We start from the raw sequence: 9,749 nt of genomic DNA, 5'->3' as shown, positions 1-9,749 counted from the left end.
GTCGCCCTGGTACTCTTCATCATGTGGTTTTTGATGATAGAGCGCTACTGGTTTCTTAAAACGGAATATCCAAAGCTTAAAAAGGATATTATCGCCCGTTGGGACGCCAGAGCAGATACCACATCATGGTATGCACATAAGATCCGTGATTGCTGGATTTCCGAGGCTTCAGATAAATTAGACCAGCGTATGCTGCTTATTAAAACCTTGGTTGCACTGTGTCCATTGGTTGGATTGTTGGGAACGGTAACCGGTATGATTGCTGTGTTTGACATTATGGCAACACAGGGAACCGGCAACCCAAGAACCATGGCAACAGGTATCTCTATGGCGACTATTCCGACAATGTCGGGTCTGGTTGCAGCGATATCAGGTGTATTTTTCAGTGCGCGGTTAGACGTACAGGTTAAGCGCGAAAAAGCTGCTTTAGCCGACAGTTTACCGCATCATTAAAGAGAGTTTTTTATGGCACGCAAACGTATTCGCGAAGCTGAACAGGCGGAGATTGATATCACGCCGATGATGGATATCGTATTCATCATGCTGATCTTCTTTATCGTAACCACGTCTTTCGTTAAGGAAGCAGGTATCGATGTAAACAAACCTGAAGCTGCTCAGGCTCAAAAGAAACCAAGTGCTACTATCTTTATCGCTATCCGTGCTAACGGTGAGATTTGGATGGATAAGCGCCCGGTTGATGTTGAGCGTGTTTCAGCCAACATTGAACGGCTAAGAGCTGAGTCACCAACTGATACCATTATTGTGCAGGCTGATAAAGAAGCTAAGCACGGTATTGTAATGGAAGTTATGGATCAGATTAAAGCTGCTGACCCTTCACTGGTGATTAGTATAGCCGGGGAGACTAAGTAATTATGGTACGTTTCCTAACATCGTTAATAATCGGTGCGGTGGTAACGTTTCTGTTGTTTTTAATGATGGCTACTTTGCTGCAATCCAGCGGAAAGCGCGAAGTAAAAGAGCAAGAGCGTATTGTTATTGAAATTAACACTACGCCGCCAGACTCAGAAACACAGACGCGGCGGCCACCGCCACCGCCACCACCACCACCACCGGCTCAGCCGCCAAAAGCGCCTCAGCCAGAACCTGATACGGCAAATGCGGCCGGTGCTATTGGCTTTAATATGCCAGGCCTGAACTTAGGTTCAAGTGGTGCAGGTTTAGGTGATCCATCAAGCATGATGCGTGATGGTGATGCGACACCAATCGTTCGGATTGAGCCACGTTATCCGGTTCAGGCCGCTCGTGATGGCTTACAAGGTTGGGTTAAACTGCGTTTTAGTATTATGGAAGATGGTAGCGTTGACGAAGTAGAGGTGATTGAAGCTGAACCTCGTCGTGTGTTCGACCGTGAAGCTATTCGTGCTCTGCGCCGTTGGAAGTACAGCCCTAAAGTGGTTGACGGTAAACCAATGAAGCAGACAGGCCAGCAGGTTCAACTTGATTTCACTTTAGATATGGCAGGAGGTTAAGATGTTAAAGCTTAAAAAACTTACCTCTGCATTGGTAATTGCGGCTGCACTTAGTGTAACAGCAACCTCTGTTACTGCAGCTGTACAACCTAATATGGCTAAAGTTGAAGAGCGTAAAGCGCGTAAAACCCAGATCGTCGGTGAGCGAGTGGGCAAAACGTTGGTCAAAGCTTTTGATTTGTATAACGAAGAGAAAGTAGATGAAGCTATTGCTACGTTATTAGAGGTTAAATCTAATAACGAGTTTGATACAGCTACGCTAAATCGCTTTCTTGGCAACCTGTATGCGACTAAAGACGAGAAGCAGGCAATAAAATATCTGACGCTGGCTGTTAAGCCGGATGTTCTGACATTTAATGACCAGGCTACATCTTTGAAGCTACTGGCAGATATGTTGCTACAGGACAAGCAATATCAGAAAGCCATTAAGGCATATGAAGACTGGATTATGTTTACTGGTGAGCAGAATTCAGATGCCTACATGCGTATGGCTAATGCGTATTACCTGATGAACCAGCATGACAAGGTGCTTGCTCCAGCCGATGATGCGATACGGTTTTCACCAAAACCGATAGAGGGGCCTTATCAGCTGAAGATGGCTGCTTTGTATGAGCTTAAACGTTATAAAGAGTTAGTTGCTGTGGTTGAGACCATGGTTCAGTTATTCCCTGAAAATAAGCAGTTCTGGGTGTACCTGGGTAACTTTTATACGTTGACTGAAGAGTTCTCTAAGTCTTTAACAACGTTACAGTTGGCTTATTCACAGGGTTATCTTGAGAAAGACTCTGAAGTAAGGATGTTGGCACAGATGTATGCCAATAATAACATTCCTTACAAAGCAGCGACGACGATGGAAAAACATATGAAGAGCGGATTGGTCAAAAAAGACAAAAACAATCTAAACTTTATAGCATCGAACTTTCAGTCTGCGCGAGAGTTTTTAAAAGCCGCTGAGTATTATGGCGAGCTGGCGAAGTTAACTAACGATGCAGATGCTTATCGTCGCCAAGGCTCTTCCTACTTGGCTATTCAGCGCTACAACGATGCTATCGCATCATTTGATAAAGCATTATCGATGAATGTTGATAAACCATCGGGTGTTTATATGAGTCTGGTAGATGCATATTTCTATCAGAAGAAATATAAAGAAGCCTATGCTGCGTTGATGAATGCTAAAAAGGATCCTGCTATGTCACGTCAAGTGCGTAGTTGGGAGTCTTATATCAAAGACAAAGCCAAGCAGAAAGGCGTTAGCCTTTAATAAGAAAACCCACTTCGGTGGGTTTTTTTTATGTTGCCAGTTTAAAACTGCTTTTGCACAGCAAAGCAAAGTTAGTTTTCAGTCTCGGTATTACGTAAGTCGTGTAAGCGATATTTATCAATCAGCGCATAAAGTGTTGGTCGTGTTATACCTAAAGTATCTGCAGTTTTAGATAAATTTCCCGCTGCCAGTGTGTAAGCGTGCCGAATAGCCTGAGTTTCTGCCAGCTCTCTTACCTTGCGTAAGGTATCAATTTTTGTGTGTTGTACCGCAAGAGCCAGATCTTCTGCGGTGATATATTTACTGTCTGCCAGGATCACTGCCGATTTAAGTTTGTTTTGCAGTTCGCGAATGTTACCGGGCCAAGCATATTGTAACATCGCTTGCATCGCAGACTCGGTAAAGCCCTGCACCTGGGTATTAAACTCCAGGTTAAATTTATTCAATAGCGCCTTAGCTATGACAACAATGTCGTGACCACGCTGGTGCAGTGGTGGGATCAGCAGCGTTATTTCGCTTATCCTGTAGTACAAATCTTCCCTGAAGCTCTGTTCTGCCACCATTTCGGCCAGGTTACGGTGAGTGGCACAGATAACCCGAACATCTACTTCGATTTCCTGTCTGCCGCCGACACGCTCTATTACCCGTTCTTGTAGAAATCGCAGCATTTTTGCTTGCAAGCTAAGCGGCATATCGCCAATTTCATCCAGCAGTAAAGTACCACCATTTGCACATTCTATTTTACCTAGCGTAGTTTTATTGGCTCCGGTGAATGCCCCTTTTTCGTAGCCAAACAGTTCGCTTTCCAGCAGATTTTCCGGAATAGATGCGCAGTTTATAGCGACAAATGGTTTGTTGACTCTTGGACTTTGGCGGTGAATTGCACGGGCAAACACTTCTTTACCAGTACCACTTTCACCCAATAGTAAGGTGGTAATTTCTGTTGGGGCAATTTTCTCAACGGTACGGCATGCTTTTAAAATCGCCTCACTGTTGCCGATAATATCATTGTTACCAAGATTAGCGCTTTTTAGCGCACGGTTTTCAGTTTCAAGCTCGCTTATTTTAAATGCCCGGGCAAGAATGATACTGAGTACTTCTGGATCTACCGGTTTTTGGTAGTAATCGTATGCGCCCAGTGCGATGGCCTTTAATGCATGTTCTGTATCAGTATTGCCTGTGATAACAATGATTTTGCAGTTGGGTTTTAACGCCAGTATATCATTCAGGCAGGCGAGGCCTTCGCTGGCATTGGCTGGATCTGGCGGAAGCCCTAAATCAAGGGTAACAACTTCTGGTTCATAGCGGCGCAGCTGAGTTAGCGCGGACGCTCGGTCTTGTGCGAAGACGAGTTCGTAATCAGACAGGCTCCATTTAAGCTGTTTCTGAATGCCGATATCATCTTCTATGATTAATATAGTCTTCATCTAACGATCCTTGTCAATCCTACTTCGAACTGAATAGTTTAATAGAAGCGTACAGCTAAGGGTAGTCAATTAGCCATTAACTTGTCTGGTATACGGCCGAATTTATCCCATACTAACAAAGAATTTATCAGTTTAAGGATAAAGCTGGAATGCAAGCCAAAAGCAATACCGCGATAGTACCCATCTTTTCCGGAGGCGGAACCCGGCTCAGCTGTTACATAGGAATTTTGCAGGCTTTGATTGATATGGGGTTTTCTTTTCGTCATCTGGTCGGTGTGTCCGGCGGTAGTATAGTGGCTGCTCTCTATGCATCTGGCTGGAGCCTGGCTGAAATTAAAGCCATAGCACTAAGCACAGACTTCAGGCAGTTCTGGAGTTTTTCTATGACATCTTTGTTGCGAAGCGGGGGGGTGTGCAACGGCAATAAACTGGAGAGCTGGTTAGACAAGCAATTAAAAGGTATTACTTTTGCGCAATTGGATTATGACTTACATGTGCTGGCAACAGATATAAATGGTGGGGGACCTGTCGTGTTTAACCGAATTTTAACCCCGGGGCTTAAAGTATCAAAAGCTGTGCGCTTTTCCATGTCGATACCATTGTTTTTTTCATTCCAGGAGTTTGAGAATCATATTATGACAGACGGCGTTATTCTGTCCGAGGATGCGCTGCACCATGATTGGTCAGGTCTTGGTTTGCCGCTGATATGCTTCAGGCTTAAAAGTGATAGTGAAGCAAAACCTTTACAACCTGTTCGTTATTTTCCGTTGCTGTCATATATATACATGTTGATAAGAACTTTTATGAGCGCGGTTTCACGCGAGTATGTTCATGCAGAATACTGGCATAACACTGTGGTGGTAAATACGGGCGAAGTGTCTTCTGTCGATTTTGCACTGAGCTCTTTTCAGAAACAACAGCTGTATAATGTCGGTTATGAAACAGCCAAAGCGATAGTGCCGATGAAGCTTGGCGAGCTTTTTAAAGAAAAAGGACAAAGCCACGGTATATAGTGGCTCTGTCCGTTAGGCTTACAGCGTTTTGCCGCGGCGGATAATTTCCTGAGCCATCAGGTCTGCTACGACACTGGTTGGTTGATTATCAGCGTCAGCGCGCTCAAAAATATTAACCAGTGTGTCATAGATAGCCATGACTTTGGCGGTAGACTCCTGCTCTGAATAACCTTCAGGACGCATTTCGGATGCTACGTTGATGATACCGCCGGCATTAATGACATAATCAGGGGCATACAGAATGCCTTTCTGTCGCAAGATCTCACCATGGCGTGCTTGCTGTAGCTGATTATTAGCGCAGCCAGCGACAATACGCGCTTTTAGCAGAGGAATGGTTTCGTCATTTAATGTAGCGCCCAGCGCGCATGGTGCATATACGTCAGCATCTACTGCGTAGATAGCGTCCAGCTCTACTGCTGTAGCGCCAAATAGTGTTACAGCCCGTTGTACTGTCTCCTGATTGATGTCAGTCACAATCAATCTGGCGCCTTCTTTATGCAAGTGTTCACACAAATAGAAGCCAACACTCCCCAAGCCCTGAACAGCGACTGTTTTACCTTCCAGATTGTCTGAACCGAACTTATGCTTAGCTGCTGCTTTAATGCCCCGATAAGTACCAAGTGCGGTGAAAGGGGCAGGATTACCGCTTTTACCTTCCAGACCGGCAACAAATGGTGTCTCTTTATTGACAATCATGATGTCGCCAGTCGTGATATTAACATCTTCTGCGCTGTAGTAGCTGCCAGACAGGCGGTGCACCATACGGCCAAACGCGCGGAACAAGGCTTCTGATTTGATTTTCTTGGCGTCACCGATAATTACGGATTTACCACCACCTAAAGGTAAGCCAGCCATAGCGTTTTTATAGGTCATTCCGCGGGACAGGCGAAGAACATCGTTCAACGCGGCTTCATCTGACGCATAATTCCATAATCTGCAACCTCCTACCGCAGGGCCAAGCGCAGTGCTGTGAACCGCAATAATGGCTTTTAAGCCGGTTTCAGCGTCTGCGCAGAATACAACTTGCTCATGACTATCGAACTCAGAATGATTAAATACGGCCACGACTGATTTCTCCGTTTAATTACTGCCAACAGCTGCGGCAGGTGTTCGGGTTGGCTGCCATGACGCGGCAGCATTTTTGCGCGGCGAAATGTAGCATTTCAGACTGGATTACACCAGAAGCTACAATAAAATTAACCTGGTCAGTCCAGTAGATTGTCGACAATTTAGCGCAACACTTGATTGTTGGCAGGCAGTCCAATAAAGTACTAGAAAAATTACCAAGGAAATAACGACATGAGTGAGCAGTTGACTCAGGAACAAATAGCACAGGCAGAAAAAGCCCGTGCTGATTGGGTTAGAGAGCAGTTTCAAAAAGCCAATCAGTACTTGGCGAGTAAAGGGATTTTACCAGATAATGTAGCGGTATCTGAAAGCCGTTATCTACCACCCTTTTTTGCTGTTTGGAAATTAAATACTAAAGAAAAACAATCATATTGGGTAATCAGTGGTGATCTTCCAACTGATCATATGGCTGTATCAGCTGCAGCAAATGCACGGGACGCTGTCCGCGCGTTTTCGATGCACTGGCAATTAAAAGCACAGCAAATTTTTGAGTCTGGTATGAACGACAAGACGCAGCTCGATTTTGCCAACCTATTGGTTACCAGAGCCCATGATCTGTACGACATGTTTAATAAAGACGAGTTGTGGTTTGCGGACCCCGTCAGTTAACTGTAATTTTTCGTTTACACAAAGCAAAAACAGCACTGAGTGCGGTTTTTTGTTAGTGAATATTATTCGCTGAAGTACCAATAGCCTTGATTAATGAGATTGGTTAGCAGCATAGTTCGTTCCGCACTTTGGCAAAAATGCTGGTTCTGCTCAGATGCCAATTCTGTGTAATCGCATAATAGCCTGGCTGTGGCCAGTTCATCAGGCGGTAAGGTAATCTGATCGCCATTAATAAAAAGTGCGATGTCAGCGGAGGCATTGTCCTGAAAATAACAGCAACGCAGTCCTCCGGTGCGGCTTAGCACTGAACCTTCTTCAATATATTCGGCTATCTCTTCTGCTGAATAATGCGGATCAGGTTCATTTAGATCCAGCTCGTGTTTTGCACGCGTGATAAGGCTGCCAAACCAGCTCGGTAGCATAGTGTTGTCGTCAACCAACTCTTGCATCAGTTGGCGTACTTTTAGCAGGTCTGTTTTCTCTATTGCGCCCACGGAGACAGATGCCTGACGGCCTGTATCAGTGAAACGTTTGCCGGTGACATCATGGTCGATAAGATAGTCTGCCAGACCGGTTAGTAAGTCTTTCTGTGCCGGCGCTCTGAAACCAACTGAATAATTCAGGCTGTTTTCCAGGCTAATGCCATCATGCGGGCATCCAGGTGGGATATAAAGTATGTCACCAGGTTCGGTTATAACGTCAATACAAGCCTGGAATGGGCTCACCTGTAACAGCCGAGGGTGAGGGCAGAGTTGTTGTAAAGAGGGATCCGGCATACCAACCCGCCAGTGCCGCCTGCCTTCTCCCTGGATAATAAAGACATCATACTGATCAAGATGAGGACCTACTCCACCACCTGGGGTGGAAAAGCTCACCATCAGATCGTCTATTCGCCAGTTCGGAATAAAGCGAAACGGGTCTATTAATCTGGCAGCCTGTGGGTGCCAGTGGTCAACGGCTTGCACCAACAGCGTCCAGTTGTTCTCCCCCAGCTGGCTAAAATCATCGAATGGGCCAGTTTGCATGTCCCATTGCTGCCCTTCGCAGCTGACAATCCGTGATTCAATTTCTTCGTCCTGTGCCAGCCCGGCCAGTTCATCTGCGCTTAATGGATCGATGAAGTCTTTAAAACCATTTTTGATCAGTAGTGGTGTTTTCTGCCAATAGTTGTTAAGAAAGTCAGATACACTAAGTTCAGCCAGATTCAATTGATACATATTTTTTCCCTGAGAAAAAAGGCGCTGATTTCAGCGCCTTATGATCTATCAGCTACTGTAAGGTGTCAGTAATTTCTATTGCCGCGCCAATATAGCTTGCTGGTGTGAGGTGCTTAAGTTGTACTTTAACGTCAGCTGGTAATTCCAGTTTATCGATAAACAGGTGTAAATCGGCCTGATTAATACGCTTGCCGCGGGTAAGCTCTTTCAGCTTTTCATAGGGCTGTTCTATACCGTATTTACGCATAACGGTCTGTACCGGCTCTGCCAGCAATTCCCAGTTCGCATCCAGTTCAGCGCGCAGGTTAGCCTCATTTACTTCCAGTTTGCTGATACCTTTGAGCGTCGCCTGATAGGCGATAAGTGTATAACCAAAGCCCATGCCTAAATTACGCAGTACCGTTGAATCTGTTAAATCACGCTGCCAGCGTGAAACGGGTAATTTCGCTGATAAATGGTTAAACAAGGCGTTAGCAATACCCAGGTTGCCTTCAGAGTTTTCAAAATCTATCGGGTTAACTTTATGTGGCATTGTTGAAGAGCCGATTTCACCAGCGATAGTGCGTTGTTTAAAATGGCCAAGCGCAATATAACCCCAGATATCGCGGTCAAAATCGAGTAAAACAGTGTTGAAGCGGGCGACAGCGTCAAATAGTTCAGCTATATAGTCATGTGGTTCAATTTGAGTTGTGAATGCATTCCAGCTCAGGCCCAGACTGGTAACAAACTGCTCAGACAACTGATGCCAGTCAAGTTGTGGGTAGGCAGACAAATGTGCATTGTAATTACCGACAGCACCATTTAGCTTGCCGAGAATATTTACCGCTGCGATCTGGTCGCGCTGACGTTTTAGCCGGATGTATACGTTAGCCATTTCCTTACCCATAGTAGTAGGAGAGGCGGGCTGGCCATGAGTACGGGCCATCATTGGTACGCTACGGTGCTCATTGGCTAACTGTTTTATTGCGTTTAGCAACGCATCGCATTGAGGCAGTAATACTTTTTCGCGCGCTTCCGATAGCATCAGGCCATGAGACAGATTGTTGATATCTTCTGAAGTGCAGGCAAAGTGAATAAACTCGCTGATTGCAGATAGCTCGCTGTTTGCTGCTACCTTTTCTTTCAGCAGGTATTCTACGGCTTTAACATCGTGATTGGTGGTGCGTTCAATTTCTTTAACGCGCTCGGCGTCAGCTAAGCTGAAATTGTCGACAATATCATCAAGTATCTGGTTAGCTTGTGCTGATAATGGCGGAACTTCAGCTATACCTGTGGTTGCAGCCAGTGTTTGCAGCCAGCGAACTTCTACCATCACCCGGTATTTAATTAAACCAAACTCACTGAAATAATTCCGTAAATCCACAGTTTTGCTGCCATAACGTCCGTCAACGGGGGATATAGCGGTTAGGGCGTTCAGTTGCATACAGGCTCCTATAAACTTGATGAGGGTAGTTGCGCAAGCATTTGTTTTGCCTGTGCCACCAACTTGCGACGTTTAAAAATAAAGTTAAGGCGGCTACCTCCGGCCTGACGCCATAGCACAGCAGAGCGGATTGCAGCGAGCAGCAGTGCCCGTACTTTATGTTGTACGGACTGTTGCTTTA

11 protein-coding genes are annotated in these 9,749 nt (G+C 45.5%); 6 read left to right on the top strand and 5 right to left on the bottom strand.

The genetic code is table 11. From position 1 onward, the window contains the following. The 4 genes from VIN66_RS08935 to VIN66_RS08920 all read left to right on the top strand — a co-directional run. A partial coding sequence (locus VIN66_RS08935) for a MotA/TolQ/ExbB proton channel family protein (protein WP_331923653.1) occupies positions 1-453 on the top strand: 453 nt, incomplete at its 5' end. 12 nt (positions 454-465) lie between these two features. Beyond that, positions 466-870: a biopolymer transporter ExbD gene (locus VIN66_RS08930; protein WP_331923652.1), complete on the top strand. Its 405-nt coding sequence runs from the start codon at positions 466-468 to the stop codon at positions 868-870. A 2-nt stretch (positions 871-872) separates the two neighbouring features. Then, complete coding sequence (locus tag VIN66_RS08925) at positions 873-1,490, top strand: energy transducer TonB (protein ID WP_331923651.1); 618 nt, start codon at positions 873-875, stop codon at positions 1,488-1,490. Between the two features lies 1 nt (position 1,491). Beyond that, positions 1,492-2,751: a tetratricopeptide repeat protein gene (locus tag VIN66_RS08920; protein WP_331923650.1), complete on the top strand. Its 1,260-nt coding sequence runs from the start codon at positions 1,492-1,494 to the stop codon at positions 2,749-2,751. A gap of 71 nt (positions 2,752-2,822) precedes the next feature. Here VIN66_RS08920 and prsR read toward each other — a convergent pair whose 3' ends face one another. Continuing rightward, a complete protein-coding gene (gene prsR, locus VIN66_RS08915; RefSeq protein ID WP_331923649.1) occupies positions 2,823-4,178 on the bottom strand; it encodes a PEP-CTERM-box response regulator transcription factor in 1,356 nt (451 codons plus the stop codon). Between the two features lie 149 nt (positions 4,179-4,327). On the opposite strand from prsR, the gene VIN66_RS08910 reads away from it, so the two are divergent. Next, positions 4,328-5,191, top strand: coding sequence for a patatin-like phospholipase family protein (locus tag VIN66_RS08910; RefSeq protein ID WP_331923648.1), 864 nt, complete (start codon positions 4,328-4,330; stop codon positions 5,189-5,191). A gap of 18 nt (positions 5,192-5,209) precedes the next feature. On the opposite strand, the gene VIN66_RS08905 is transcribed toward VIN66_RS08910, so the two are convergent. Beyond that, positions 5,210-6,256 carry an amino acid dehydrogenase gene (locus VIN66_RS08905; protein WP_331923647.1) on the bottom strand — a complete coding sequence of 349 codons (1,047 nt, stop codon included), beginning with the start codon at positions 6,254-6,256 and terminating at the stop codon, positions 5,210-5,212. 234 nt (positions 6,257-6,490) lie between these two features. Between VIN66_RS08905 and VIN66_RS08900 the strand changes: the two genes are divergently transcribed. Continuing rightward, positions 6,491-6,928, top strand: a complete 438-nt coding sequence (locus VIN66_RS08900) for a DUF4826 family protein (protein ID WP_331923646.1) — start codon at positions 6,491-6,493, stop codon at positions 6,926-6,928. A 62-nt stretch (positions 6,929-6,990) separates the two neighbouring features. On the opposite strand, the gene VIN66_RS08895 is transcribed toward VIN66_RS08900, so the two are convergent. Genes VIN66_RS08895 through VIN66_RS08885 form a run of 3 tightly spaced genes read right to left on the bottom strand, consistent with a single transcriptional unit; the run spans position 6,991 to position 9,699 of the window. Then, a complete protein-coding gene (locus tag VIN66_RS08895) occupies positions 6,991-8,145 on the bottom strand; it encodes a cupin domain-containing protein (RefSeq protein ID WP_331923645.1) in 1,155 nt (384 codons plus the stop codon). Between the two features lie 52 nt (positions 8,146-8,197). Next, complete coding sequence (purB, locus tag VIN66_RS08890) at positions 8,198-9,568, bottom strand: adenylosuccinate lyase (RefSeq protein WP_331923644.1); 1,371 nt, start codon at positions 9,566-9,568, stop codon at positions 8,198-8,200. Between the two features lie 8 nt (positions 9,569-9,576). Continuing rightward, the gene (locus VIN66_RS08885) at positions 9,577-9,699 is read right to left on the bottom strand and encodes a DUF489 family protein (RefSeq protein WP_414709886.1); all 123 of its coding nucleotides are present in this window, start codon (positions 9,697-9,699) and stop codon (positions 9,577-9,579) included. Between the last annotated feature and the right edge of the window lie 50 nt (positions 9,700-9,749).

This window comes from Rheinheimera sp. (genome assembly GCF_036568245.1).
GTDB lineage: Bacteria > Pseudomonadota > Gammaproteobacteria > Enterobacterales > Alteromonadaceae > Alishewanella.
The sequence above is the reverse complement of the archived record's forward strand: the minus strand, read 5'-3'. Positions and strand labels throughout refer to the sequence as shown.